Origin of the sequence: Rathayibacter sp. VKM Ac-2762 (genome assembly GCF_009866585.1) — a bacterium.
GTDB lineage: Bacteria > Actinomycetota > Actinomycetes > Actinomycetales > Microbacteriaceae > Rathayibacter.
This window is the reverse complement of the sequence record NZ_CP047419.1, coordinates 59368-84329: the sequence shown is the minus strand read 5'-3', so window position 1 is coordinate 84329 and position 24962 is coordinate 59368. Positions and strand designations below refer to the sequence as shown.

Sequence of the window (24962 nt, the reverse complement as noted above, 5' to 3'; positions counted from 1 at the left end):
TCGGACGCGAGGAGCCGGGGCTCCGGAGCGGAGGACCTAGATGCTCTCGTCGTCGTAGCTGTAGAAGTGGGCGCCGTCGAACCCGGGGACCGAGTCCTTGAGCGACAGGCCGAGCTCCGTCAGCTTCTCCTTGACCTCATCCACCGACTTCTGACCGAAGTTGCGGATGTTCATGAGCTGCGTCTCCGAGAGGGCGACGAGCTCATTGACGTTGTTGATGCCCTCGCGCTTGAGGCAGTTGTAGCTGCGCACCGAGAGGTCGAGGTCCTCGATGGGCATGGACAGCTCGGTCGAGAGGACCGCGTCGACCGGCGCGGGGCCGATCTCGATGCCCTCGGCCGCGTTGTTCAGCTCGCGGGCGAGACCGAACAGCTCGGTCAGCGTGCGTCCGGCGGAGGCGATGGCGTCGCGCGGCGAGATCGCGGCCTTCGTCTCCACGTCCACGACCAGGCGGTCGAAGTCGGTGCGCTCGCCGGCACGGGTGGCCTCGACGCGGTAGGTGACCTTCAGCACGGGCGAGTAGATCGAGTCGACCGGGATCTGGCCGGCCTCGGAGAACTCGCTGCGGTTCTGGGTCGCCGAGACGTAGCCGCGGCCGCGCTCGATCGTGAGCTCGAGCTCGAACTTCGCCTTGTCGTTCAGCGTGGCGATGACGAGCTCCGGGTTGTGGATCTCGACACCGGCCGGAGCCGAGATGTCCGCGGCGGTGACCTGGCCGGCTCCCTGCTTGCGCAGGTAGGCGGTGATCGGCTCGTCGTGCTCGGAGGAGACGACGAGTCCCTTGATGTTCAGGATGATCTCGGTGACGTCCTCGCGGACGCCCGGGACGGTCGTGAACTCGTGCAGGACTCCGTCGATCCGGATGCTGGTGACAGCGGCGCCGGGGATGGAGGACAGCAGGGTGCGACGCAGCGAGTTGCCGAGCGTGTAGCCGAAGCCGGGCTCGAGGGGCTCGATTACGAAGCGGGAACGGAACTCCGAGATGTTCTCCTCGGTGAGCGTCGGACGCTGTGCGATAAGCACTGATGATTCCTTTCGATCACGTGTCCGCTATATGACACGTGCGTTTGCGAGGTGTGGAGTTGTGAAAGAAATGCGCGATCCGCCGGCCGGCCGCACTCCCCGCCCGGAGGCGGTTCGTGCGGCCGGCCGACGGCTGCGAGTGCTGCTTAGACGCGACGACGCTTGGGCGGGCGGCAGCCGTTGTGCGCCTGCGGGGTGACGTCGTTGATCGAGCCGACCTCGAGGCCTGCGGCCTGGAGCGAGCGGATCGCGGTCTCACGACCCGAGCCGGGGCCCTTCACGAAGACGTCCACCTTCTTCATGCCGTGCTCCTGAGCCTGGCGCGCGGCCGACTCGGCGGCGAGCTGGGCGGCGAACGGCGTCGACTTGCGCGAGCCCTTGAAGCCGACTCCACCGGACGAGGCCCAGCTGATGACGGCCCCGGAGGGGTCGGTGATCGAGACGATGGTGTTGTTGAACGTCGACTTGATGTGGGCCTGGCCCACAGCGATGTTCTTCTTCTCCTTGCGGCGCGGCTTGCGCGCGGCCGACTTGGGGGTAGCCAATTCTGTATCTCCTCTAGGTCCGTGTCGCCCGCGTTACTTGCGGCCGGCCTTCTTCTTGCCGGCGACGGTGCGCTTGGGTCCCTTGCGGGTGCGCGCGTTCGTCTTGGTGCGCTGTCCACGGACCGGGAGGCCGCGACGGTGGCGGAGGCCCTCGTACGAGCCGATCTCGACCTTGCGGCGGATGTCGGCGGCGACCTCGCGGCGGAGGTCGCCCTCCACCTTGTAGTTGCCCTCGATGTAGTCGCGGAGCGAGACGAGCTGGTCGTCGCTGAGGTCCTTGACGCGGATGTTGCCGTCGATCCCGGTGTCGCTCAGGGTCTTGAGCGCGCGAGTGCGGCCGACACCGTAGATGTAGGTCAGTGCGACCTCCACGCGCTTCTCGCGCGGGATGTCTACTCCTGCCAGACGTGCCATTGTGGCTTCTCCTGTGAGTGAGTGGAGGTGTGAAGCAGCACCGGTGCCTCGGCCTCCGACCGAAGGTGTCCTCGCCGTCCACCCCGGGGTCGCCGGGGTGCTGCGCGATTTCTGGTGCTGCGGGTGTGTTCAGTTGTGCAGTGGGGGCGGCACGCCGCCCCTGCGCTCCCTCGCGGAAGCAGCGGGACTAGCCCTGGCGCTGCTTGTGGCGGGGGTTGCTGCTGCAGATGACCATCACGTTGCCGTGGCGGCGGATGATCTTGCAGTGGTCGCAGATGCGCTTGACGCTGGGGTTGACCTTCATTGTTCTTGTCCTTGTTTTCGCTGGCGTCGTGCTCCCGGCGGATGCCGGGGCCGTTCCTTACAGGACACGCACGTCGCGAACGTCAGCGGAGCGAACGTCTACTTGTAGCGGTAGACGATCCGGCCGCGGGTCAGGTCGTAGGGGCTCAGCTCCACGATCACCCGGTCCTCGGGGAGGATCCGGATGTAGTGCTGACGCATCTTGCCCGAGATATGGGCGAGAACTTTGTGTCCGTTGGTCAGCTCCACGCGGAACATCGCGTTGGGGAGCGCCTCGACAACCGCACCTTCGATTTCGATGACACCGTCTTTTTTGGCCATAGCCTCACTGTCGTTCGGAAGTAGTGTGTGTACTGGTCGTGCGAATGTTTCCGCGACGAGCCACCACCGGGCGAGAGCCCGGATCGGGGTTCGCGGGCATGCCGGAGCACGCGCAAAACACCAAGGGTCGATACTACGCGAATCGCGGCCGCTCCGCCACCTCGGGCGTGTCGCCCCCTCCTCCGCCTCCGCGCCCGACGCGCGCCCCCTGCCCGGCCCCGCGTCCGCCGCCGCCTAGGCTGGCTCCGTCGAGCCGGAGGGAGAGCACATGGCGCGCACGACGAGGTCCGCGACCGCGAGGCGGAGCTGGTACTCGCACCCGGTGGTGACGATCCTGGCGGCGATCGCGGTCATCGCCCTGGTGCAGACCTTCTTCGTGAAGGTGTACACGGTGCCGACCGGCTCGATGGAGAACACCCTCCAGGGCGGCGGATTCTTCGGCGACCGCATCCTGGTCGACCGCACCCTCGCCCTCCAGGGCGGGCCGGAGGAGGGCCAGATCGTCGTCTTCTCGCGTGACGCCGACTGGGGCGCGAGCGACGAGGCCGGCAGCCCCCTCTCCGAGATCGTGAAGACGTTCGGCGACGTCACCAGCATCGGCCCCTCCCACGAGGAGTTCCTCGTCAAGAGGCTGATCGCCGAGGGGGGCCACACCGTCTCCTGCTGCGACGCCGAGGGGCATGTGCTGGTCGACGGGAAGCCGCTGGACGAGTCCTACGTGTTCGAGGACTTCCCCTTCACCCCCGGGACCCTCGACTGCACGACGAGCCCCGCGTCCCTCCGCTGCTTCGACGAGTACACCGTCCCCGAGGGCTCCCTCTTCGTCCTGGGCGACCACCGGTCGAACTCCAACGACTCGCTCGGCGAGTGCCGCGGCGCCGGCGGGCCGATCGACTCGTGCGTGAAGACCGTGCCGATCGACAGGGTCACCGGACGCGTCTTCGCCGTGGCCTGGCCGCTCACGCGCTGGCGGCTGTTCTAGCGCTCCGCCCGAGCCGCCGCAGACGACGACGAGGTCCCCTGCGGGAAGCAGGGGACCTCGTCGTCGTTCACCGCCGTGCGGCCACGGGACTAGCCGCGGACGACCGCCACGACCCGGTCGAAGAGCGGGTGCTCGGCCGTGAGGCCGGTGACCTCCGCCACGAACTCCTCCGGGGTGAGCGCGGCCAGCTTCTCGTGGAGCTCCACGCTCTGGGGATCCTCGGGCACGTCGAAGCGCAGCGCGGCGCCGATCGCGGCGAGCAGGCCCTCCGGCGTGCGCCCGCGCTCGGCGAGCTCGGCCGCCGGTCCGATGAAGCGCTCGTGCCGCGACAGCTTCCGCAGCGGCTGGCGTCCCACCCGGTCGACCGTGTCGGTCAGGTACGGGTTCGCGAAGCGCTTCAGCGTCTTCTCGAGGTAGGCCTGCTGCTCCTCGTCGCTGAAGCCGTGCTTGGCCACGATGAGCGCCTTGGTGTCCTCGAGCGCGGCCTTGACCGCGTCGTGCACCTCGGGCATCGCCAGCGCGTCGGAGAGCTTGTGCGCTCCGGCCGCGAAGCCGGTGTAGGCGGCCGTCGCGTGGCCGGTGTTCACCGTGAAGAGCTTCCGCTCGATGAAGGGCTCGAGGTCGTCGACCCAGGTCGCGCCCGGGATCTCCGGCTCGGTGCCCTCGAACGGAGTGCGGTCGACGACCCACTCGAAGAAGCTCTCCACCGTCACGTCCAGGCCCTGGCCCGGGTCCTGGTTCGGGACGATGCGGTCCACCGCGGTGTCGGCGAAGACGGCGCGGGTGCGCAGGCGCTCCCACTCGTCCGCGCCGAGGTTCGCGGCGACCTCGGTCTGCAGGAGGCGCGTGGCGTTGATCGCGTTCTCGCAGGCCATGACCGCCAGCCGCGGCGCCGACTCGTCGCGGGCGGCGAGGCCCTTCGCGATCACGGGGGCGACGAAGCGCAGGATGTTCGGGCCGACGGCCGTGGTGACGATGTCGGCGGCGGCGATCTCGCGGACGAGCGCCTCCTCGTCGGCGGCCGAGTCGATCGCCCGGAAGCGGTCGACGACGTGCGTGGCCGCCTCCTCCCCCACCTCGTGCACCTCGTAGCTGTCGGCGGCGGCGAGGCGGCCGATCAGCTCGGAGTTGACGTCGGCGAAGACGAGCTCGTAGCCGGCGCCGTGCAGGATCAGGCCGACGAAGCCGCGGCCGATGTTGCCGGCGCCGAAGTGGACGGCGGTGGGCATCAGGAGTTGACCTCGCCCAGCAGGCTGTAGAGCGACTGCGCGTCCGGGGCGTCGAGGAGCTTCTGCACCTCGTCCTCCTCCGAGAAGATGATCGCGATCTTGGAGAGGATCTCGAGGTGCTCGTTGTCGACGCCGGCGATGCCGACGACGAAGCGCACCTCGTTGCCGTCCCAGTCGATCGGCTGCGCATAGCGCACGAAAGAGAGGGCGGAGGAGCGGATCTCGTCCTTCGCGTCGTTGGTGCCGTGCGGGATGGCGAGCAGGTTGCCCATGTAGGTCGAGACGGTCGCCTCGCGGGCGAGCATGGCCTCGTAGTAGGCGGGGGTGACCGCGCCGACGCCGACCAGCATGTCGGCGGCCTCCTTGATGGCGGCCTCCTTCGTGGTGGCGGTGCCGGAGGCGTCGATCTGTCCGATGGTGAGCACGTCGCTCATGGGGTGCGTCCTTCCGTGGAGGTGCTGACAGCGAGGGAACCCGCAGGGGCGAGCGGAGCGTGTCCGCTCTGTCGCACCCTACGGGTTCCCTCCGAATGGTTGGCGTACTACTTGCCGTGCTGCTCCGCGACCAGCGAGACGACCTCGTCGTACTTCGGGCTGTTCATGAAGTTGTCCACGGAGACGTGGATGGCGCCCGGGGTGCGCTGGCGGGCGCGCTCCGTGAGCTCGGCCTGGGTGATGACCAGGTCCACGTCGTCCTCGAGAGCGGCGATCGCCTTGTTGGTGACCGTGACGTCCTCGAAGCCCGCCTTCTTCATCTTGTTCCGCAAAACAGAGGCGCCCATCGCGGACGAGCCCATGCCGGCGTCGCAGGCGAAGACGATGTTCCGGACCTGGGTCGCGGTGGCCGTGGCTCCCGCGGTCGAGGCGCCGGCCGAGTCCTGCGGAGCGTTGGCGCCGCGGGCGTTGATGAGCGAGCCGACGGCGCTCTCCTTGCCCTTGTTCGCCTCGTTGGCGGCGACGGCGGCGGCGAGCTTGTCGTCGCCCTCCTGCTCCGCGGCCAGGTCGCGCTTGCGGCCGGACCGGATGATGACCGAGGCCACCAGGAACGACACGGCGGTCGCGAGGATCACCGAGAGGATGACGCCGAGGAAGCTGTCGTTCGCGGTCTGCAGGAGCACCGCGATGATCGAGCCGGGCGAGGCGGGGGCGCGGAGGCCGGAGTTGAACGCGACGTTCGTCGCGACACCGGTCGCACCGCCGAGGATGACGGCCGCGAGGAGCGCCGGCTTCATCAGAACGTACGGGAAGTAGATCTCGTGGATGCCGCCGATGAAGTGGATGATCGCCGCGCCGGGAGCCGAGGCGCGGGCCGCGCCGACGCCGAAGAACGCGAAGGCCAGGAGCACGCCCATGCCGGGGCCGGGGTTGGCCTCGAGGAGGAAGAGGTAGGACTTGCCCGCCTCCTCCGCCTGCTGCACGCCCAGCGGCGTGAGGATGCCGTGGTTGATGGCGTTGTTCAGGAAGAGGATCTTCGCCGGCTCGATGAAGAGCGAGGTCAGCGGGAGCAGGCCCGCGTTGACCAGGAACTCCACGCCCGCACCGAGGGCGGTCGAGAGACCGACCACGAGCGGCGCGACGCCCGCGAAGGCGAGGAGCGCGAGGAGGAGGCCGAGGATTCCGGCGGAGAAGTTGTTGACCAGCATCTCGAAGCCGGGCTTGATCTTGCCGTCCCAGATCGAGTCGACCTTCTTCATGAGCCACGCCGACAGCGGGCCCATGATCATGGCGCCGATGAACATCGGGATGCCGGCGCCGACGATGACGCCCATGGTCGCGATGGTGCCGACCACGCCTCCGCGGGCGCCGTAGACCATGCGGCCGCCGGTGTTCGCGATGAGGAGCGGGAGGAGGTAGGTGATCATCGGGGCGACGAGGCCGGTGTTGACCACGTCGGGATCCGTGCTCCAGCCGCCGAACTGCTGGACCCAGGTGGCGTCGATGCCGAGGAGGGGGAGCCATCCGGTCTGGATGAAGAGGGCCGTGATGAAGCCCCAGGCGATGAAGGCCGCGATGTTCGGCATGACCATTCCCGAGAGGAAGGTGCCGAAGCGCTGGACGTGGACGCGCGCTCCACCGCGCGTCGACGTCGCTGACGTCGTTGTCATGTGGTGTGTTCTCCGATTTCTAGGGGCGGGCGGGCGGGACGCTCCTGAGGCGTCCCGGCTCCCGAGTGGCGGGGTGGTGCAGGGGGGTGGGGCTGGTGATCCGGGATCAGGAGGCGGCGATCGCCTCGGTGACCGCCGAACGGGCGTCGGCGGCGCTGTCGGCGGCGAGAGCGAGCTCCGCGTACCGCTTGGCGTCGTCGAGGGTGTGCTCGGCCAGCTCGGCGCGGACGTCGGCGAGAGCCGACGGCGACATCGAGAGGGTGGTGGCGCCGAGGCCGACGAGGACCACGGCGAGCAGCGGGTCGGCGGCGGCTTCTCCGCAGATCCCGACGGGCTTGCCCAGCGCCGCTCCCGCGCGGCCGACCTCGCCGACGAGGCGGAGCACGGCCGGGTGCCACGGGTCCTGGAACGCCGAGACCGTGCCGAGCATGCGGTCGGCGGCGAGCGTGTACTGGGTCAGGTCGTTGGTGCCGATCGAGGCGAAGTCCGCGACTCCGAGGATGCGGTCGGCGAGCAGGGCGGAGGAGGGCACCTCCACCATCACTCCGGCGGTGCGGATGCCGAGCTCCCGCGCCATCGAGGTGAAGTAGCGGGTCTCGTCCACGGTCGCGACCATCGGCGCCATGACCCAGAGGTCGGCGTCGGTGGCGGCGTCGGCCTGGGCGAGGGCGGTGAGCTGGTCGCGGAGGATCTGCTCGCTGGCGCGGAGGGCGCGCAGTCCGCGGAGACCGAGGGCCGGGTTCTCCTCGTGGTCGTCGTTGAGGAAGCTCAGCGGCTTGTCGGCGCCGGCGTCGAGCGCGCGGACGACGACCTTGCGGCCGGGGAACGCGGCGAGCAGGCGCGTGTACTGCTCCGCCTGCTCGGCGACCGAGGGCGCCTCCTTCGCGTCGAGGAAGAGGAACTCGGTGCGGAACAGCCCCACTCCCTCGGCGCCGAGCTCGACCGCGTTCGCAGCGCCGTCGGCCGAGCCGAGGTTCGCGAGCAGCGGCACGGCGTGGCCGTCGGCCAGCGCGCCGGGGACGACCGGTGCGGCGAGCATCTCGGCGCGCTCGGCGATCGAGGACTTCGCGGCGCCGATCTCGGCGTCCGAGGGGTTCACCGTCACGACGCCGGAGGTGGCGTCGAGGATGACGAGCTGGCCGTCCCGCAGGTCGAGGGCGCCGGTGGTGCCGACGATGGCGGTGATCGACTTCTCCCGGGCGAGGATCGCCGTGTGCGAGGTCGGTCCTCCGTCGCTGGTGATCAGACCGAGGACCTTCTCGAGGTCGAGCAGCGCCGTGTCGGCCGGAGCGAGGTCGCGGGCGACGAGCACGAACGGCTCGTCCGACTCGGGGACGCCGGGAGCGGCGACGCCGCGCAGGTGCGCCACGACGCGCTGCGAGACGTCATCGAGGTCGGTCGCGCGCTCGGCCATGTAGCCGCCCATCGCCACGAGCAGGTCGCGGAAGCCGGCGAAGGCCTCGTGCACGGCGCGCTCCGCGGTCTTGCCCCCGGCGATCCGCGCCTTGACGTCGTCCGCGAGGGACGGGTCCTCGGCCATCAGGGCCTGGGCGTCGAGGACGTCCTTCGCCGAGCCGCCGGCCCGCTCGCCTCGGTGGCGGATCGTCGCGGCGGTGGCGGACAGCGACGAGACGGCGCGCTCCTCCTCCTGGGCGATGCTGCGGGTGCTGGCGGTGTCCTCGGGCTCGGGCAGCGGCTCCGGCATGCGCAGGACCGGCCCGAGGGCCAGCCCGCGTCCCACTCCGGTGCCCTGGAGCTTGGCGGAGGCATAGGCGGTCTGAGGAGTGGACAGCGTCATGGGTGCTCGTTCCTGTCGTGCGGAGTGCGGGCGGGAGAAGAGGATGCGGGGGGCCGGGAGAGAGCGGGGCGGCGGCGTGGGGCCGGGAGAGGGCGGGGCCGGGTCCCGCAGGCGCCTGATGCGACCCGGTGAGGGTCGCCGTCACGCTCCGGGGGGCTGCCGCGGCTACCGGCGCCGTGGGCGCCGGGGCCGGCCGCCTCGCGTGACGCTAGGCGTCACGCGTCGTGGTCGGTGGTGAGGAAGGTCGCGAGCTCCTCGAGCACGGCCTGCTCGTTGTCGCCCTCGACGCTGACGGTGAGCTCGTCGCCGTGCTCGATGCCGAGCGAGATGATCCCGAGGATCGACGCGGCGTTGACCGGGGTCGCGTCGCCCTTGGCGACGAGGACCTTCTGACCCGACTTCGCCGCGGCCTGGCTGAAGAGCGAGGCGGGGCGGGCGTGGAGGCCCTTCGACGATGCAACCTGCACGGTGCGCTCGACCATGAACGTTTCTCCTTGATCCTGCAGTCGCGACTGCATCAGTGGTGCCCGGAGTCGGGCTCGCCCGGACGGACCGGGCGGGTGGAGGAGTCCCCGTCCGCGCCTGCGACGACCGCGCGAGCGGCGAAGAGGACGGGCAGGGTCTCGAGCACGGCATCGGCACCGTGCGCTCCGAAGACATCGGGCGGGAGGAGGGCGGCCGCGGCTCCCACGAGCTCCGCACGGTGGCGGAGTCCGTCGAACTGCGACTCGAGGTGCGGCCCCACGAGGAGGACGTCGGCCTCGGGGAGGGAGTGGTCGAGACCGGTGAGGGTCTCGGAGCGGAACACGGCATCCATGCCGCGCTCCTTCGCGCCCGCTCGCAGCCGGTGGGCCAGGAACGTGCTCGACGCGCCTGCACCGCAGACGATCAGGATCTTCCGCACCTCGTTCGCCTCCTCGCGTCCGGGTCGTGATTCATCCAAGCATCCCCTCGGAGGGGCGGCACCCTCCAGCAGACAATCTTCCGCGGGGGCGGAAGACGGCCCCTTCCACCCGCGGCGCGGGGGCTCCCGGGCGCGTCGCCGGGGTGATTGACTGACGGGACGTACGACTCGCCGCCCGCGTCCTGCGGGCCCGCGGCAAGGTCGTGGCGCTCCCGGCGCCCGCCCCGACCGCACGCCTGGAGCCTGATGCCTGACAACCGCGAACGACTGCTGGAGTACCTCTCCCGCGCCGACGGCTGGGTGACGGCGCACGAGCTCGCCGACAGGCTCGGAGTCACCACCCGCAGCGTCCGGAGCTACGTCACCGCGGTGAAGGCGCAGGCCGCCCCGCTGGAGCCGGTCGAGTCCTCCGCGAACGGCTACCGGCTCGCGCGCGAGGCGTACGCGGCCTACCTGGAGGCGCAGCGCAGCCGCGACGTCGAGCCCGACACACCGCGTGACCGGCTGTACAGCATCGTCCGCCGCCTGGTCGACTCCGACGAGGGCCTGGACGTCTTCGCCCTCGCCGACGCGCTGTCGGTGAGCGAGTCGACCGTCGACGCCGATCTGCGCCGGGTGAAGGCCCTCGCCGACGAGGCCGGCCTCGGGCTGGTCCGGCGCGGCCCGTCGGTGCGCCTCGAGGGCAGCGAGGAGGCCCGCCGCCGCCTGATCTCGCGGATGTTCCGCGACGAGAGCGCGCAGGGCGTCTTCACGCTCGACGACGTCCAGCGCGAGTTCGCCTCCCCCGGCCTCGGCGCCTTCAAGACCGAGCTGCTGGCCGAGCTCGAGACCCGCGGCTACTACATCAACGACTACGGCGTGAACAGCGTCCTCCTCCACATCGCGATCGCCGTCGACCGCGTCGCCCGGGGCATCGGGGACCCCTCCGGCTCCCGCCCCTCCCCCGCGATCCACGGCGAGCTCGCGGCCCTGCTGGCGGAGCTGGTGGAGCGGCACTTCGCGACGCGCCTGACCGACGCCGAGCTCGCCCAGCTCGCGATCCTGATGACGACGCGGGTGGCGACGCCCGGGCAGAACGAGCCGGTCGCCGCCGTGGTGGAGAACTACCTCGACCCGGAGGACCTCGCCGTCGTCCGCGAGCTCGTCGCCGACGTCAACCGCGAGTACCTGGTCGACCTCGACGACGAGGGCTTCATCGTCCGCCTCGCCCTGCACGTGCGGAACCTGATCGCCCGGGCCGCCGAGGGCGGTTACTCCCGCAACCCGCTCACCCGCTCCATCAAGACCAGCTACCCGATGACCTACGAGATCGCGGTGTTCCTGGCGAGCGGGCTGCAGCGCCGGCGGGGCATCGTGGTCAACGAGGACGAGATCGCCTACATCGCCCTCCACGTCGGCTCGTTCCTCGAGCGGGTGTCCCGGCGGGAGGAGCGTCTGTCCTGCGTGATCGTCTGCCCCAACTACTACGACCTCGCTCACATGCTGCGCCTGCGCGTCGAGCGCTCCCTCGGCACCGAGGTGGAGGTGCGCTCGCTGATCACGCGGAGCGACGTCGACTGGGACCGGCTCACCGCCGACCTCGTGATCACCACGATCGACGAGCGCCCCGCGTCCGACGACGTCGTGGTGGTGCAGCCGTTCCTCACCGACCACGACGTCGAGACGGTGCGCCGCGCCATCGCCCGCGTCCGCCGGCACCGCCGCCGCGCGCAGATCAAGGACGAGCTGCTGCAGTTCTTCGACGAGGAGCTGTTCTTCCGCAACGTGCACGCGCGCGACGAGGCGGCGATGATCCGGATGCTGGGCGAGCGGATGATCGCCGGCGGCATCATCGACGAGGACTACGTCGACGGCGCCATCGAGCGCGAGCGGATGAGCTCCACGGCGTTCACCGACAACCTCGCGGTCCCCCACGCGATGGCGATGAGCGCCCGCCGCACCTCGATCGCGATCGTCGTGAACGACACGGCGATGGAGTGGGGCGAGCAGCGGGTGAACGTGATCGCGATGATCGCGTTCGCCTCGGCCGGCCGCAGCACCTTCCAGTCGGTGTTCGACCAGTTCGTCGAGGTGTTCGCCGACCGGGCGGAGGTGCAGCGCCTCATCCGGCGCTCCACGGACTTCGGCGGCTTCATCGAGGAGCTGGTGCGGGTGATCGACAGCTGACTGTCCGCTCAGACAGGGATCGAGAGGGTGCTGTCGTCCTCTCGCGCCATCCCGCGCCCTGCGGGCGCCCGCCAGACCCGAGCCAGTCGCGAGAGGACGACAGCACCCTCCCTCCGCATCGGACCGGCCCCACCCCTGCGCGTCGTCGAGTCAGGCGAAGGGCGTCGGCACGATCCCGTAGGGGGCGAGGCCGGCCGCGCCGCCGTCGGCGAGCGTGGTGACCCAGATGCCGTCGTGGTGCACGGCGACGGAGTGCTCCCAGTGGGCGGCCATGCTGCTGTCCTCGGTCGCGACCGTCCACTCGTCCTCGCGGACGAAGGTCTCGGCGCTGCCCGCGGTGACCATCGGCTCGATCGCGACGACGAGTCCCGCCTTCACCTCGGGGCCGCGCTGGCGCACCCGGTAGTTGAAGACCGGCGGAGCCTCGTGCATGGTGCGCCCGATGCCGTGGCCGATGTAGTCGGTGAGGATGCCGTAGACGCGGCCCGAGCGCTCGGCCTCGTCCTCGATGTACTCCTCGATCGCCGCGCCGACCTCGTTGAGATGGCGGGCGGAGGCGAGGGCGGCGATCCCCCGCCACAGGGATCCCTCAGTCACCCGCGAGAGCTCGGCGCGTGCCGCGACCTCCTCCGGGCGGGAGGGATCGGGCAGGACCACCGTCATCGCGGAGTCGCCGTTCCAGCCGTCGATCTCGGCGCCGCTGTCGATGGAGACCAGGTCGCCCGGCTCGAGCACGCGCCCGCCGGGGATGCCGTGGACCACCTCGTCGTTGACCGAGGCGCAGATCGTGTGCCGGTAGCCCGGGACGAGCTGGAAGTTCGAGTGGCCGCCGAGTGCGACGATCGCCGACTCGGCGATCGCGTCGAGCTCGAGCGTGGTGACGCCCGGGCGGATCGCCGCGCGGACCGCATCGAGCGAGGCGGCCGTGGCGAGGCCCGGAGCGAGCATCGACCGCAGCTGCGCGGGCGTCTTGTAGAGCGAGGAGCGGAACGCCACGGCTCAGGCGGCCGGCGTGTCGAGGCGGCCCACGCGGTGGCCCTCGAGGGCGACGACGATCCGCTCGGTCACCTCGTCGACCGGCCCGAGGCCGTCGACCACGACCACGAGCCCGCGGGCCGCGTAGACGTCGATGAGCGGAGCGGTCTGCTCCTCGTAGAGCGCGAGTCGGCGCCGGATGACGTCCTCGGTGTCGTCGCTGCGCCCCTGCTCGAGCGAGCGCTTGAGAAGGCGGCCGACGACCTCGTCGGGATCGGCCGTCAGCTGGACGACCGCATCGAGCCGGTTGTCGTCCGCTGCGAGGATGCGGTCGAGCTCGTCGACCTGCTCCGTGGTGCGCGGGTAGCCGTCGAGCAGGAACCCGGTCGACGCGTCCGCCTCCTGGAGGCGGTCGTGCACGATCGCGTTGGTCAGCTCGTCCGGCACGTAGCGCCCGTTGTCGAGGTAGGCCTTCGCCTGGAGACCGAGGTCGGTCTCGTTGGCGACGTTCGCGCGGAAGATGTCCCCGGTCGAGATGGCGGGCACCCGGAGGATGTCGCTCAGCCGAGCGGCCTGGGTCCCCTTGCCTGCGCCGGGAGGGCCGATCAGCAGGAGACGGAAGCCGATCGGGTGCGACGTCATCGGAGGAGTCCTTCGTAGTGGCGCTGCTGCAGCTGGGAGTCGATCTGCTTCACCGTCTCCAGGCCGACTCCGACGATGATCAGGATGGACGTGCCGCCGAAGGGGAAGTTCTGGTTCGCACCGACCAGCGCGAGGGCCACGAGGGGCACGAGCGCGATGAGGCCGAGGTAGACCGATCCGGGCAGCGTCACCCGGGTGAGCACGTAGTTGAGGTACTCGGCGGTCGGGCGGCCGGCGCGGATGCCGGGGATGAAGCCGCCGTAGCGCTTCATGTTGTCGGCGACCTCGTCCGGGTTGAAGGTGATCGCGACGTAGAAGTAGGTGAAGCCCACGATCAGGAGGAAGTACAGCGCCATGTAGAGCGGGTGATCGCCCTTGGTGAGGTAGTTCGTGATCCAGGTGACCCAGACCGGGGCCTCCTGGCCAGCGGCGGGCTGGTTGAACTGCGCGATGAGCGCGGGCAGGTACAGCAGCGACGAGGCGAAGATGACGGGCACGACGCCGGCCATGTTGACCTTGATCGGGATGTAGGTGTTGTTGCCGCCGTAGGTGCGGCGGCCGACCATCCGCTTGGCGTACTGCACGGGGATCCGCCGCTGAGACTGCTCCACGAAGACCACGGCGACCACGAGCACGAGGCCCACGCCGAGGACGAGGAGGAAGGTCTCGAAGCCGCGCGACTGCGCGATCGACCACAGGGAGGTGGGGAACTGGGCGGCGATCGAGGTGAAGATCAGCAGCGACATGCCGTTGCCGATGCCGCGCTCGGTGATGAGCTCGCCCATCCACATGATGATCCCGGTGCCCGCGGTCATGGTGATGACCATGAGGAGGATGGAGTACCACTCGTCGGTGATGATGAGCGCCGAGCACTCCGGGACGCCGGAGTTGCCGAAGAGGGCGCCCGAGCGGGCGACGGTGATCAGCGTCGTCGACTGGAGGACGCCGAGCGCGATGGTGAGGTACCGCGTGTACTGGGTGAGCTTGCCCTGACCGGACTGCCCCTCCTTGTACAGCGTCTCGAAGTGAGGGATGACCACGCGCAGCAGCTGCACGATGATCGACGCCGTGATGTACGGCATGATCCCGAGCGCGAAGATCGACAGCTGGAGCAGTGCTCCACCGCTGAAGAGGTTCACGAGCTCGTAGAGACCCGAGGTGCCCTGGTTGCCGGCGAGACAGGCCTGCACGGCGCTGAAGTCGACGAACGGAGCAGGGATGAAGGATCCCAGCCGGAAGATCGCCACGATCGCGAGGGTGAAGCCGATCTTGCGGCGGAGGTCGGGGGTGCGGAAGATCCGCGCAACGGCGCCAAACACTACCTAAGGTCTCCTGCTCAATTCTGTGGTGCGGGATACAGGTCGAGCTTGCCACGCACTCCCGGAGGGAGTCGGCGTGGCAAGCTCGACCGACAAGCTGCTGGTGCTACTTGATGGATCCGCCCGCAGCGACGATCTTCTGCTCGGCAGAGCTGGAGACCTTGTCGACCGCGACGTTCAGCTTAACCGCAATGTCGCCGTCCCCGAGGACTTTGACCTTCTCGTTCTTGCGGACAGCACCCTTGGCGACCAGGTCGCCGATGGTGACGTCGCCGCCCTGGGGGTAGAGCTCCGCGAGAGCGGACAGGTTCACGACCTGGTACTCGACCCGGAACGGGTTCTTGAAGCCGCGCAGCTTCGGGGTGCGCATGTGCAGCGGCATCTGCCCACCCTCGAAGCCGACTCGCACCTGGTAGCGGGCCTTGGTGCCCTTGGTGCCGCGACCGGCGGTCTTTCCCTTGGAGCCCTCACCGCGACCCACGCGGGTCTTGGCCTTCTTGGCGCCGGCAGCGGGGCGGAGGTGGTGGACCTTGAGCACGTGCTCCTTGGTCGCCGGCGCCGCCGCGCCCTTCGTGGTGGTCGCCTGCGCGGGAGTCGTGGACTCCGCGGCGGCGGCCTTCTTCGTCTCAGCCATTAGTCAATCTCCTCGACCTTCACCAGGTGGGCGACGGTCTTCACGTATCCGCGGTTCTGGGCGTTGTCCTCGCGGACGACGCTCTGACCGATCTTCCTGAGGCCGAGCGAGCGCAGCGTGTCGCGCTGGTACTGCTTCTCGCTGACCTTCGACTTGATCTGGGTCACCTTGAGCTGGGCCATCAGGCACCTGCCTTCGCGTTGGACGCGGCGGCGAGGGCGTCGGCCTCGGCACGGACGAGACGTGCCGGCGCGACCTGATCGAAGTCGAGACCACGACGAGCGGCGACGGCGCGCGGCTCCTCGAGCTGCTTCAGAGCCTCGACGGTCGCGTGGACGATGTTGATGGTGTTCGACGAGCCGAGCGACTTGCTCAGGACGTCGTGGATGCCGGCGCACTCGAGGACGGCGCGGACGGGACCGCCGGCGATGACACCGGTACCCGCGGCGGCGGGGCGCAGGAGCACCACACCGGCGGCGGCCTCACCCTGGACGGGGTGCGGGATGGTCGAGGCGACGCGGGGGACGCGGAAGAAGTTCTTCTTCGCCTCCTCGACGCCCTTGGAGATGGCGGTCGGGACCTCGCGGGCCTTGCCGTAGCCGACGCCCACCAGTCCGTTGCCGTCTCCGACGACCACGAGCGCGGTGAAGCTGAAGCGACGGCCGCCCTTGACGACCTTCGACACGCGGTTGATGGTCACGACGCGCTCGAGGAACTGGCTCTTCTCGGCGTCACGGCCACCGCGGTCGCGGCCACCCTGGTTGCGGTCGCGGCCGCCGCGGCGGGGCTCACGAGCCTCCTGCTGCGGCTGCGTGGACGCAGCGGTCTCGACGGGGGCCTCCGACACAGCGGCGACCTCGGGTTCCTTGTTCTCTGCGGCGCTCACAGGTTGAGCCCTGCCTCTCGTGCTCCATCGGCGATCGCGGCGACGCGACCGGCGTACTTGTTGCCTCCGCGGTCGAAGACGACCGCCTCGACACCGGCGTTCTTGGCGCGCTCGGCGACGAGCTCGCCGACCTTGCGGGCCTTGGCGGTCTTGTCGCCGTCGAACACGCGCAGGTCGGCCTCGAGGGTCGACGCCGACGCGAGGGTGCGGCCCTGAGCGTCGTCGACGACCTGCACGAAGACGTGGCGGGCCGAGCGGTTGACGACGAGGCGGGGGCGCTCGGCGGATCCGACGACCTTCTTGCGCAGACGGTCGTGACGACGACCGCGCGCAGCGGACTTGCTCTTTCCTCTGGTTCCGAGTCCCATGATCACTTACCGCTCTTTCCGGCCTTGCGGCGAACGACCTCGCCGGCGTAGCGCACGCCCTTGCCCTTGTAGGGCTCGGGCTTGCGGATCTTACGAATGTTGGCGGCCACCTCACCGACGGCCTGCTTCGAGATGCCGTGCACGGTGAGCTTGTTGTTGCCCTCGACCGTGAACGAGATGCCCGCGGGCGGGGTGACGACGACCGGGTGCGAGAAGCCGAGCGCGAACTCGATGTCCGAGCCCTTCGCCAGCACGCGGTAACCGGTTCCGACGACCTCGAGGCCCTTGGAGTAGCCCTGCGTGACACCGATGATGTCGTTCGCGATGAGCGTGCGGGTGAGGCCGTGGAGCGAGCGCGACTCGCGCTCGTCATCGGGACGCGAGACCAGCACCTGGCCGTTCTCGACGGACACCTGGATGGGGCTGGCGACCGAGACGGTCAGCTCGCCCTTGGGGCCCTTGACGGTCACAGCGGATCCGGCGACGGAGACGTCGACGCCCGCCGGGATCTCGATGGGGAGTCTTCCAATACGCGACATGAGGGGTTACCACACGTAGGCGAGGACTTCCCCACCCACGCCCTTCTTCTCGGCCTGGCGGTCGGTCAGGAGACCGCTCGAGGTGGACAGGATGGCGACGCCGAGGCCGCCGAGCACGGTGGGGATCTCGGCCGACTTCGCGTACACGCGGAGTCCGGGCTTCGAGACCCGCTTGATGCCGGCGATCGAGCGCTCGCGGTTCGGGCCGTACTTGAGGGAGATGGAGAGCGTCGTGCCGACGCGCGCCTCCTCGACCTTCCAGTCGGCGATGTAGCCCTCGGTCTTGAGGATCTCGGCGATGTTCGCCTTGAGCTTCGAGCCCGGGAGGGTGATGGAGTCGTGGTGCGCGGAGTTCGCGTTACGGATTCTGGTCAGCAGATCTGCGACCGGATCAGTCATGGTCATGGCTGATGGTGCCTTTCTCGCCTGGTTTCGGCACCCTTTACAAGAGTGACGACCTGTGGTGTGGGACGGCGCCGACGACGTCGACGCCCATGCGGCCGCGCGAACGCAGGCCAACGAGCCATGCTACATGGCCGAGGTCCTGCGGTCGAGGGCCGATCGTGCACGGGATCCGGGGATCCCGCGTGGCGCCCGCCGCCGGCTCCGGACGGACCGGTCCGGCGGCGGACGCACGACGAGGCCGGAGGGCGGTTCTCACCGTCCCCCGGCCTCGAGGCTTGCTGCTTACGCGTTGTCCGACGACTTGAACGGGAAGCCGAGCTGCTTGAGCAGCGCGCGACCCTCGTCGTCGGTCTTGGCGGTGGTCACGACGGTCACGTCGAAGCCGCGGACGCGGTCGATGCGGTCCTGGTCGATCTCGTGGAAGATCGACTGCTCCGTGATGCCGAAGGTGTAGTTGCCGTTGCCGTCGAACTGGCGGTCCGACAGCCCGCGGAAGTCGCGGATGCGGGGCAGCGCCACCGAGAGCAGGCGGTCCAGGAACTCCCAGGCGCGGTCGCCCCGGAGGGTGACGTGAGCGCCGATGGCCTGACCCTCGCGCAGCTTGAACTGCGCGATGGACTTGCGGGCCTTGGTGACCTGCGGCTTCTGACCGGTGATGGCGGTGAGGTCCTTGACCGCGCCGTCGATGATCTTGCCGTCGCGGGCGGCCTCACCGACACCGGTGTTGACGACGACCTTGACCAGGCCGGGGACCTGGTGGACGTTGCCGAAGCCGAACTGCTCCTTGAGAGCGGGGATGATGTCGGCCTGGTACTTGGCCTTGAGCCGCGGCTGAACCTTCGCAGCCACTGCGGTGGTGTCAGTCATTACAGTTCCTCACCCGACGCCTTCGCGTAGCGCACGCGAACGGTCTTGGTCACGCCGTCCTTGGTGACGGCCACGTTGCGGTGGCCGACCCGGGTCGGCTTCTTGGTCTTCGGGTCGACGAGCGCGACGTTGGAGATGTGGATCGAGGCCTCGACGGTCTCGATGCCGCCCTCCTTCGAGCCGCGCTGCGTCTGGCCGACGCGGACGTGCTTCTTGACGAAGTTCACGCCCTCGACGACGACGCGGTTGCGCTCGACCAGCACCTCGAGGACCTTGCCCTGCTTGCCGCGGTCTCCACCGCGGGCCTGGGTAGCGCCCGAGATGACCTGGACGAGGTCACCCTTCTTGATCTTGGCCATGACTAGATAACCTCCGGTGCCAGCGAGACGATCTTCATGAACTTCTTGTCGCGGAGCTCGCGACCGACCGGTCCGAAGATGCGGGTGCCGCGGGGGTCCCCGTCGTTCTTGAGGATGACGGCGGCGTTCTCGTCGAACTTGATGTACGAGCCGTCGGCGCGACGGGTCTGCTTGATGGTGCGGACGATGACGGCCTTGACCACGTCGCCCTTCTTCACGTTGCCACCGGGGATCGCGTCCTTGACGGTGGCGACGATGATGTCACCGAGGCCCGCGTAGCGGCGGCCGGAGCCTCCGAGGACGCGGATGGTGAGGAGCATCTTGGCGCCGGTGTTGTCGGCGACCTTGACTCGGGATTCTTGCTGAAGCATGTGTCTCTCCTGCTAACTCAAGTAGGCCGCGGCCTACTTGGCCTTCTCGAGGATCTCGACCAGGCGCCAGCGCTTGGTGGCGCTGAGGGGACGGGTCTCGCTGATGACGACGGAGTCGCCGATGCCGGCGGAGTTCAGCTCGTCGTGGACCTTGACCTTGGACGTACGGCGGATGACCTTGCCGTACAGCGGGTGCTTCACCCGGTCCTCGACCTCGACGACGATGGTCTTGTCCATCTTGTCGCTGGTGACGTAGCCGCGACGGGTCTTGCGGTATCCGCGAGCGCCCGCCTCCTTCACGTCGTGGGCGGCCGACTCGTGGCCGGCGCTGTCATTGACGGTTGCCATTACTTGGCCTCCTCGTTCGACTCGGTCGCCTCGACCTCGGCCTTGGCGGCCTTCTTGGTCTTGGGCTTCTTCTCCACCTTGGCCGGGGCCTCGACGGGTGCGGGGGTGGCGCGGATGCCCAGCTCGCGCTCACGGATGACCGTGTAGATGCGGGCGATGTCGCGCTTGACGGCACGCAGGCGGCCGTTGGTGTCCAGCTGACCGGTGGCCGACTGGAAGCGGAGGTTGAACAGCTCCTCCTTGGCCTTCTTCAGCTCGGTGACGAGACGCTCGTCCTCGTAGGTGTCGAGCTCGGCGGGGGCGAGCTCCTTGGATCCGATCGCCATTACGCGTCTCCCTCCTCGCGCTTGATGATGCGTGCCTTGAGGGGCAGCTTGTGGATGGCACGGGTCATGGCCTCACGAGCGAGCTGCTCGTCGACGCCGGCGACCTCGAAGAGGACGCGACCCGGCTTGACGTTCGCGACCCACCACTCCGGCGAGCCCTTACCGGAACCCATGCGGGTCTCGGCGGGCTTCTTGGTGAGCGGACGGTCGGGGTAGATGTTGATCCACACCTTTCCGCCGCGCTTGATGTGACGCGTCATCGCGATACGAGCGGACTCGATCTGACGGTTGGTCACGTAGGCGGGGGTGAGGGCCTGGATGCCGAACTCACCGAACGACACCTTGGTGCCACCGGTGGCCTGGCCGGACCGGCCCGGGTGGTGCTGCTTGCGGTGCTTGACTCGACGCGGAATCAACATGGTTATGCCTCAACTCCTGCTGCGACGGGCGCCTCGCTCTGCTGGCGGGGTGCACGGCGCGGACGGTCGCTGCGCTCGGGGCGCGACGACTTGCTGTTCGCCTGCTCGCGGGCGAGCTCCTTGTTGGTGATGTCGCCCTTGTAGATCCAGACCTTCACGCCGATGCGGCCGAAGGTGGTCTTCGCCTCGTAGAAGCCGTAGTCGATGTTCGCGCGGAGGGTGTGCAGCGGCACGCGTCCCTCGCGGTAGAACTCCGAGCGGCTCATCTCGGCGCCGCCGAGGCGGCCGGAGACCTGGATGCGGACGCCCTTGGCGCCGGCGCGCTGAGCGCCCTGCAGGCCCTTGCGCATCGCGCGGCGGAAGGCCACGCGGGCGGAGAGCTGCTCGGCGATGCCCTGGGCGACCAGCTGAGCCTCGGCCTCGGGGTTCTTGACCTCGAGGATGTTCAGCTGGATCTGCTTGCCCGTGAGCTTCTCGAGGTCGGCGCGGATGCGCTCGGCCTCGGCGCCGCGGCGGCCGATCACGATGCCCGGGCGGGCGGTGTGGATGTCGACCCGGACGCGGTCACGGGTGCGCTCGATCTCGATGCGGGCGACGCCCGCACGGTCGAGCTGCGTGGCGAGGAGTCGGCGGATCTTGACGTCCTCGGCGAGGTAGTCGCTGTACCGCTGGCCCTTCTTGGTGCTGTCGGAGAACCAGCGCGACACGTGGTCGGTGGTGATTCCCAGACGGAAACCGTAGGGGTTTACTTTCTGACCCATTACTTGGTCCCCTCCTCAGGAGTGGCCAGCACGACGGTGATGTGGCTGGTGCGCTTGTTGATGCGGAAGGCACGACCCTGAGCACGGGGCTGGAATCGCTTGAGGGTGGTTCCCTCATCGACGAAGGCGCGGGACACGATCAGGTCCTGGTCGTCGAGGTACTCGTTCGAGGCATCGGCCTTGACGCGAGCGTTGGCCATCGCCGAGGCGACGAGCTTGTAGACGGGCTCGGACGCACCCTGCGGCGCGAACTTCAGGATGGCCAGTGCCTCCTGAGCCTGCTTCCCGCGGATCAGGTTCACGACACGGCGAGCCTTCTGGGGGGTGACGCGGATGTGTCGCACGCGTGCGATCGACTCCACCATTTCTCTCCTCCTTCTCGTCGCCGCGTCAGCGGCGACGGCCCTTCTTGTCGTCCTTCTCGTGACCGCGGAAGGTCCGAGTGGGGGCGAACTCGCCGAGCTTGTGGCCGACCATGGTCTCGGTCACGAACACGGGGATGTGCTTGCGACCGTCGTGGACCGCGATGGTGTGACCCAGCATCGCCGGGATGATCATCGAACGGCGCGACCAGGTCTTGATGACGTTCTTGTTGCCGGCTTCGTTGGCCGTGAACACCTTGCGGAGCAGGTGGTCGTCAACGAAGGGGCCCTTCTTGAGACTGCGAGGCATCTTCTACAACTCCTACTTGCGCTTCTTACCGGCGGTGCGGCGGCGAACGATGAGCTTGTCGCTCTCCTTGTTGGGGCGACGGGTGCGTCCCTCGGACTGACCCCACGGGCTGACCGGGTGGCGTCCACCGGAGGTCTTGCCCTCTCCACCACCGTGCGGGTGGTCGACCGGGTTCATCGCGACACCGCGGACGGTCGGGCGGACGCCCTTCCAGCGCATGCGGCCGGCCTTGCCCCAGTTGATGTTCGACTGCTCGGCGTTGCCGACCTCGCCGATCGTGGCGCGGCAGCGCGCGTCGACGTTGCGGATCTCGCCCGACGGCAGGCGGAGCTGCGCGTAGGGGCCGTCCTTGGCGACGAGGCGGACCGAGGTGCCGGCCGAGCGGGCGAGCTTGGCGCCGCCTCCCGGCTTGATCTCGATGGCGTGGATGACCGTACCGGTCGGGATGTTGCGCAGCGGCAGGTTGTTGCCGGGCTTGATGTCGGCGCCGGCGCCCGACTCCACGACGTCGCCCTGCGAGAGCTTGTTCGGGGCCAGGATGTAGCGCTTGGTGCCGTCCACGAAGTGGAGCAGCGCGATGCGCGCCGTGCGGTTGGGGTCGTACTCGATGTGAGCGACCTTGGCGTTGACGCCGTCCTTGTCGTTGCGACGGAAGTCGATCAGACGGTACTGGCGCTTGTGGCCACCACCGATGTGACGCGTCGTGATGCGGCCGGAGTTGTTGCGGCCACCGGTCTTGGACAGCGGGCGCAGGAGCGACTTCTCGGGCGTCGAGCGGGTGATCTCGGCGAAGTCGGCAACGCTGGAGCCGCGGCGACCGGGGGTCGTGGGCTTGTACTTACGAATAGCCATTGTCTGTTTCCTCTACGCTTCTTCGGCTCAGCCGACGCTCGTGAAGATGTCGATGGAGCCGGACTTCAGCGTGACGATCGCGCGCTTGGTGTCCTTGCGCTTGCCGGTGCCGAACTTCGTGCGGCGGGTCTTGCCCTGGCGGTTCAGCGTGTTGATCGACGCGACCTCGACGCCGAAGATCTTCTCGATGGCGAGCTTGATCTCGGTCTTGTTCGAACGCGGGTCGACCACGAAGGTGTACTTGCCCTCGTCGATCAGGCCGTAGGACTTCTCCGAGACCACCGGGGAGATGATGACGTCGCGGGGGTCCTTGTTGAACGCGGCGGACTGGCTCATGCGTTCACCTCTTCCTTGTTGGACTCGACGCCCGACTTGGCCGCGATGAACGCGTCGAGCGCGCCCTTCGAGAACACGATGTCGTCGGAGACGAGCACGTCGTACGCGTTGAGCTGGTCGGCCGGCAGGATGTGCACGAACGGCACGTTGCGGAGCGAGAGCTCGGCGATGTAGTCGTCGCGCTCGAGCACCACGAGGACGTTGCGCGACACCGAGAGGGCGTCGAGCAGGACGAGGACGTCCTTGGTCCGGGGGGTGTCGCCGAGGGCGAGGGACTCGACCACGTGGATGCGGGCACCGCGGGCGCGGTCCGAGAGAGCGCCGAGCAGAGCAGCGGCGATCATCTTCTTGGGGGTGCGCTGCGCGTAGCTGCGGGGGGTCGGTCCGTGGACCACGCCACCACCGGTCATGTGCGGGGCGCGGATCGAGCCCTGACGAGCGCGACCGGTTCCCTTCTGCTTGAACGGCTTGCGACCGGCTCCGGAGACCTCACCGCGGTTCTTCGTCTTGTGGGTTCCCTGGCGCGCCGCGGCGAGCTGGGCCACGACGACCTGGTGGATGAGGGGGATGTTGGTCTGGACGTCGAAGAGCGCGGCGGGGAGCTCGACCGAGCCCGCCTTCTGGCCCTTGACGTCGATGATGTCGACAGAGGTAGCCATGGAACTACGCTCCCTTCACGGCGTTGCGAACGAACACGAGGCGACCGCGGGCACCGGGGACGGCGCCCTTGACGAGCAGCAGGCCCTTCTCGGCGTCGACGGAGTGCACCTTGAGGTTGAGCACGGTGACGCGCTCGCCACCCATGCGACCGGCCATGCGCATGCCCTTGAAGACACGGCTGGGGGTCGAGGAGGCGCCGATGGAGCCGGGCTTGCGGTGGTTGCGGTGCGAACCGTGCGAAGCCGAGACGCCCTTGAAGTTGTGACGCTTCATGACACCGGCGAAGCCCTTGCCCTTGCTGGTGCCGACGACGTCGACCTTGGTGCCGGCCTCGAAGACGGCGTCCACGGTCAGCTCCTGGCCGGCCGAGTAGTCGGCGGCGTCGGAGGTGCGGACCTCGGTGAGGTGGCGGCGGGGGGTGACGCCCGCGGCGTCGAAGTGACCGGCGGCGGGCTTGTTCACCTTGCGCGGGTCGATCGCACCGGCGGCGAGCTGGACGGCGGTGTAGCCGTCCTTCTCCTCCGTGCGGACCTGGGTCACGACGTTGGGGCTGATCTCGATGACGGTGACCGGCACGAGCTTGTTGTTCTCGTCCCAGACCTGGGTCATTCCGAGCTTGGTGCCGAGGAGGCCCTTGCTGGTCTTCAGCGTGGGGGAAACAGTGACAGACATGGTGGCACTCCTCCTTAGAGCTTGATCTCGATGTTGACGTCGGCCGGCAGGTCGAGGCGCATGAGCGAGTCGACGGCCTTGGGCGTCGGGTCGATGATGTCGATGAGGCGCTTGTGGGTGCGCATCTCGAAGTGCTCGCGGCTGTCCTTGTACTTGTGGGGAGAACGGATCACGCAGACCACGTTCTTCTCGGTCGGCAGCGGCACGGGGCCGACCACCGTTGCACCGGCACGGGTGACCGTGTCGACGATCTTGCGCGCCGACGTGTCGATGACCTCGTGGTCGTACGACTTCAGTCGGATGCGGATCTTCTGTCCCGCCATGTGTGATCTCTCACTCTCTTGTTATTGCGTCGTACGCGACTCCCCCGGCCGGAGCCGGACTCGCCTCGCATTGGACGCGCTCGCGAAGGAACTCCGGTGACCCGGAAAAGTGCAACCAGTGTTCTTCTGTCAAAAGCACCGCACCCCTGGGGCGCTCCGATCGGCGTGCAGAACGCACGACGCACGGAGAGACCGTTGAGATGTCGGTTGTTGTCGTTCTGCTACCCGCCGCCTCGACGTCGCACCCGCGCGGCCGCCCTCTCGGGTCGAGCCTCCGCGATGCCGTCTCGGCACTGCCTGGCAGTGTCCCCCTCCGAGCAGCACGCCGCCCGAGAGGAAATTTTGAACTAGAAGAGTCTCCCACAGATGCCCCACCCCTGCAACCCGGGCGTGTCGCGCCGGAGGGCTCCTCCGCGAGCACGTCGTGACGGCCCTGGGG

The 24962-nt window shown here is 68.9% G+C and carries 36 protein-coding genes; 2 read left to right on the top strand and 34 right to left on the bottom strand.

Going from position 1 to position 24962, the window contains the following annotated elements; genetic code table 11:
• Nucleotides 1–36: 36 nt before the first annotated feature.
• The 5 genes from GTU71_RS00465 to infA form a co-directional block, all read right to left on the bottom strand.
• Nucleotides 37–1023 carry a DNA-directed RNA polymerase subunit alpha gene (locus GTU71_RS00465; RefSeq protein WP_104224999.1) on the bottom strand — a complete coding sequence of 329 codons (987 nt, stop codon included), beginning with the start codon at nt 1021–1023 and terminating at the stop codon, nt 37–39.
• 146 nt (nt 1024–1169) lie between these two features.
• Nucleotides 1170–1568, bottom strand: coding sequence for a 30S ribosomal protein S11 (gene rpsK / locus GTU71_RS00460; protein WP_055787170.1), 399 nt, complete (start codon nt 1566–1568; stop codon nt 1170–1172).
• A 33-nt stretch (nt 1569–1601) separates the two neighbouring features.
• Nucleotides 1602–1982, bottom strand: a complete 381-nt coding sequence (rpsM, locus tag GTU71_RS00455) for a 30S ribosomal protein S13 (RefSeq protein WP_068251511.1) — start codon at nt 1980–1982, stop codon at nt 1602–1604.
• 187 nt (nt 1983–2169) lie between these two features.
• Nucleotides 2170–2286, bottom strand: coding sequence for a 50S ribosomal protein L36 (rpmJ, locus tag GTU71_RS00450; RefSeq protein ID WP_055787164.1), 117 nt, complete (start codon nt 2284–2286; stop codon nt 2170–2172).
• Between the two features lie 98 nt (nt 2287–2384).
• Nucleotides 2385–2606: a translation initiation factor IF-1 gene (gene infA, locus GTU71_RS00445; protein WP_022883252.1), complete on the bottom strand. Its 222-nt coding sequence runs from the start codon at nt 2604–2606 to the stop codon at nt 2385–2387.
• A gap of 268 nt (nt 2607–2874) precedes the next feature.
• On the opposite strand from infA, the gene lepB reads away from it, so the two are divergent.
• Nucleotides 2875–3588: a signal peptidase I gene (lepB, locus tag GTU71_RS00440; RefSeq protein ID WP_104329788.1), complete on the top strand. Its 714-nt coding sequence runs from the start codon at nt 2875–2877 to the stop codon at nt 3586–3588.
• A gap of 89 nt (nt 3589–3677) precedes the next feature.
• Here the strand turns inward: lepB and GTU71_RS00435 are convergent, their stop codons facing one another.
• From GTU71_RS00435 to GTU71_RS00410, 6 genes are all read right to left on the bottom strand, one after another.
• Nucleotides 3678–4817, bottom strand: coding sequence for a mannitol-1-phosphate 5-dehydrogenase (locus GTU71_RS00435; protein WP_104317203.1), 1140 nt, complete (start codon nt 4815–4817; stop codon nt 3678–3680).
• On the bottom strand, nt 4817–5251 hold the full coding sequence (locus GTU71_RS00430) for a PTS sugar transporter subunit IIA (RefSeq protein WP_104224996.1): 435 nt from the start codon (nt 5249–5251) through the stop codon (nt 4817–4819). The genes GTU71_RS00435 and GTU71_RS00430 overlap by 1 nt, the downstream gene beginning before the upstream one ends.
• Nucleotides 5252–5358: 107 nt before the next feature.
• Nucleotides 5359–6921 (bottom strand): PTS mannitol transporter subunit IICB, encoded by a 1563-nt coding sequence (locus GTU71_RS00425; protein ID WP_104224995.1) that lies wholly within the window; start codon nt 6919–6921, stop codon nt 5359–5361.
• Nucleotides 6922–7027: 106 nt separating this feature from the next.
• On the bottom strand, nt 7028–8719 hold the full coding sequence (gene ptsP, locus GTU71_RS00420; protein ID WP_104283233.1) for a phosphoenolpyruvate--protein phosphotransferase: 1692 nt from the start codon (nt 8717–8719) through the stop codon (nt 7028–7030).
• A 215-nt stretch (nt 8720–8934) separates the two neighbouring features.
• Nucleotides 8935–9201 carry an HPr family phosphocarrier protein gene (locus tag GTU71_RS00415; RefSeq protein WP_104224553.1) on the bottom strand — a complete coding sequence of 89 codons (267 nt, stop codon included), beginning with the start codon at nt 9199–9201 and terminating at the stop codon, nt 8935–8937.
• A 35-nt stretch (nt 9202–9236) separates the two neighbouring features.
• Entirely contained in the window at nt 9237–9662 is a 426-nt protein-coding gene (locus GTU71_RS00410; RefSeq protein WP_181065531.1) for a PTS sugar transporter, read from the bottom strand.
• Between the two features lie 207 nt (nt 9663–9869).
• Here GTU71_RS00410 and GTU71_RS00405 point away from each other — a divergent pair, with 207 nt between their 5' ends.
• Nucleotides 9870–11789 carry a BglG family transcription antiterminator gene (locus tag GTU71_RS00405; protein ID WP_104255705.1) on the top strand — a complete coding sequence of 640 codons (1920 nt, stop codon included), beginning with the start codon at nt 9870–9872 and terminating at the stop codon, nt 11787–11789.
• Between the two features lie 150 nt (nt 11790–11939).
• Here GTU71_RS00405 and map read toward each other — a convergent pair whose 3' ends face one another.
• From map to rpsJ, 23 genes are all read right to left on the bottom strand, one after another.
• Nucleotides 11940–12785 (bottom strand): type I methionyl aminopeptidase, encoded by an 846-nt coding sequence (gene map, locus GTU71_RS00400; RefSeq protein ID WP_159939078.1) that lies wholly within the window; start codon nt 12783–12785, stop codon nt 11940–11942.
• Nucleotides 12786–12788: 3 nt separating this feature from the next.
• Nucleotides 12789–13406, bottom strand: a complete 618-nt coding sequence (locus tag GTU71_RS00395) for an adenylate kinase (RefSeq protein WP_181065530.1) — start codon at nt 13404–13406, stop codon at nt 12789–12791.
• Entirely contained in the window at nt 13403–14725 is a 1323-nt protein-coding gene (secY, locus tag GTU71_RS00390; RefSeq protein WP_104224557.1) for a preprotein translocase subunit SecY, read from the bottom strand. The genes GTU71_RS00395 and secY overlap by 4 nt, the downstream gene beginning before the upstream one ends.
• Before the next feature lie 106 nt (nt 14726–14831).
• Nucleotides 14832–15359: a 50S ribosomal protein L15 gene (gene rplO, locus GTU71_RS00385; RefSeq protein WP_104226755.1), complete on the bottom strand. Its 528-nt coding sequence runs from the start codon at nt 15357–15359 to the stop codon at nt 14832–14834.
• Nucleotides 15359–15541, bottom strand: a complete 183-nt coding sequence (gene rpmD, locus GTU71_RS00380; protein WP_181024623.1) for a 50S ribosomal protein L30 — start codon at nt 15539–15541, stop codon at nt 15359–15361. The genes rplO and rpmD overlap by 1 nt, the downstream gene beginning before the upstream one ends.
• A complete protein-coding gene (gene rpsE, locus GTU71_RS00375) occupies nt 15541–16206 on the bottom strand; it encodes a 30S ribosomal protein S5 (protein ID WP_181027197.1) in 666 nt (221 codons plus the stop codon). The genes rpmD and rpsE overlap by 1 nt, the downstream gene beginning before the upstream one ends.
• A 35-nt stretch (nt 16207–16241) precedes the next feature.
• Complete coding sequence (gene rplR, locus GTU71_RS00370; protein WP_056037296.1) at nt 16242–16613, bottom strand: 50S ribosomal protein L18; 372 nt, start codon at nt 16611–16613, stop codon at nt 16242–16244.
• Between the two features lie 2 nt (nt 16614–16615).
• Nucleotides 16616–17152: a 50S ribosomal protein L6 gene (rplF, locus tag GTU71_RS00365; protein WP_104224560.1), complete on the bottom strand. Its 537-nt coding sequence runs from the start codon at nt 17150–17152 to the stop codon at nt 16616–16618.
• Nucleotides 17153–17158: 6 nt separating this feature from the next.
• Entirely contained in the window at nt 17159–17557 is a 399-nt protein-coding gene (gene rpsH / locus GTU71_RS00360; protein WP_068209423.1) for a 30S ribosomal protein S8, read from the bottom strand.
• A gap of 282 nt (nt 17558–17839) precedes the next feature.
• Nucleotides 17840–18424: a 50S ribosomal protein L5 gene (rplE, locus tag GTU71_RS00355; RefSeq protein WP_068209425.1), complete on the bottom strand. Its 585-nt coding sequence runs from the start codon at nt 18422–18424 to the stop codon at nt 17840–17842.
• Nucleotides 18424–18783, bottom strand: a complete 360-nt coding sequence (rplX, locus tag GTU71_RS00350; protein WP_104224561.1) for a 50S ribosomal protein L24 — start codon at nt 18781–18783, stop codon at nt 18424–18426. The genes rplE and rplX overlap by 1 nt, the downstream gene beginning before the upstream one ends.
• Before the next feature lie 2 nt (nt 18784–18785).
• A complete protein-coding gene (rplN, locus tag GTU71_RS00345; RefSeq protein ID WP_104224562.1) occupies nt 18786–19154 on the bottom strand; it encodes a 50S ribosomal protein L14 in 369 nt (122 codons plus the stop codon).
• 33 nt (nt 19155–19187) lie between these two features.
• Nucleotides 19188–19502 (bottom strand): 30S ribosomal protein S17, encoded by a 315-nt coding sequence (rpsQ, locus tag GTU71_RS00340; RefSeq protein WP_104224563.1) that lies wholly within the window; start codon nt 19500–19502, stop codon nt 19188–19190.
• The gene (gene rpmC / locus GTU71_RS00335; protein WP_159939077.1) at nt 19502–19828 is read right to left on the bottom strand and encodes a 50S ribosomal protein L29; all 327 of its coding nucleotides are present in this window, start codon (nt 19826–19828) and stop codon (nt 19502–19504) included. The genes rpsQ and rpmC overlap by 1 nt, the downstream gene beginning before the upstream one ends.
• The gene (gene rplP / locus GTU71_RS00330) at nt 19828–20247 is read right to left on the bottom strand and encodes a 50S ribosomal protein L16 (RefSeq protein ID WP_068209436.1); all 420 of its coding nucleotides are present in this window, start codon (nt 20245–20247) and stop codon (nt 19828–19830) included. The genes rpmC and rplP overlap by 1 nt, the downstream gene beginning before the upstream one ends.
• Nucleotides 20248–20249: 2 nt before the next feature.
• Nucleotides 20250–21008 carry a 30S ribosomal protein S3 gene (gene rpsC / locus GTU71_RS00325; protein WP_068209439.1) on the bottom strand — a complete coding sequence of 253 codons (759 nt, stop codon included), beginning with the start codon at nt 21006–21008 and terminating at the stop codon, nt 20250–20252.
• Nucleotides 21008–21373: a 50S ribosomal protein L22 gene (gene rplV, locus GTU71_RS00320; protein ID WP_077221988.1), complete on the bottom strand. Its 366-nt coding sequence runs from the start codon at nt 21371–21373 to the stop codon at nt 21008–21010. The genes rpsC and rplV overlap by 1 nt, the downstream gene beginning before the upstream one ends.
• 25 nt (nt 21374–21398) lie before the next feature.
• Nucleotides 21399–21680: a 30S ribosomal protein S19 gene (gene rpsS, locus GTU71_RS00315; protein ID WP_055787078.1), complete on the bottom strand. Its 282-nt coding sequence runs from the start codon at nt 21678–21680 to the stop codon at nt 21399–21401.
• A 12-nt stretch (nt 21681–21692) separates the two neighbouring features.
• Nucleotides 21693–22532 carry a 50S ribosomal protein L2 gene (gene rplB, locus GTU71_RS00310; protein ID WP_068251462.1) on the bottom strand — a complete coding sequence of 280 codons (840 nt, stop codon included), beginning with the start codon at nt 22530–22532 and terminating at the stop codon, nt 21693–21695.
• 27 nt (nt 22533–22559) lie between these two features.
• Nucleotides 22560–22868: a 50S ribosomal protein L23 gene (rplW, locus tag GTU71_RS00305; protein WP_068209445.1), complete on the bottom strand. Its 309-nt coding sequence runs from the start codon at nt 22866–22868 to the stop codon at nt 22560–22562.
• Nucleotides 22865–23527 carry a 50S ribosomal protein L4 gene (gene rplD / locus GTU71_RS00300; RefSeq protein ID WP_104224565.1) on the bottom strand — a complete coding sequence of 221 codons (663 nt, stop codon included), beginning with the start codon at nt 23525–23527 and terminating at the stop codon, nt 22865–22867. Before rplD ends, rplW begins: the two co-directional genes overlap by 4 nt.
• A 4-nt stretch (nt 23528–23531) precedes the next feature.
• On the bottom strand, nt 23532–24200 hold the full coding sequence (gene rplC / locus GTU71_RS00295; RefSeq protein ID WP_104224566.1) for a 50S ribosomal protein L3: 669 nt from the start codon (nt 24198–24200) through the stop codon (nt 23532–23534).
• 14 nt (nt 24201–24214) lie between these two features.
• Nucleotides 24215–24523: a 30S ribosomal protein S10 gene (rpsJ, locus tag GTU71_RS00290; protein WP_005050520.1), complete on the bottom strand. Its 309-nt coding sequence runs from the start codon at nt 24521–24523 to the stop codon at nt 24215–24217.
• Between the last annotated feature and the right edge of the window lie 439 nt (nt 24524–24962).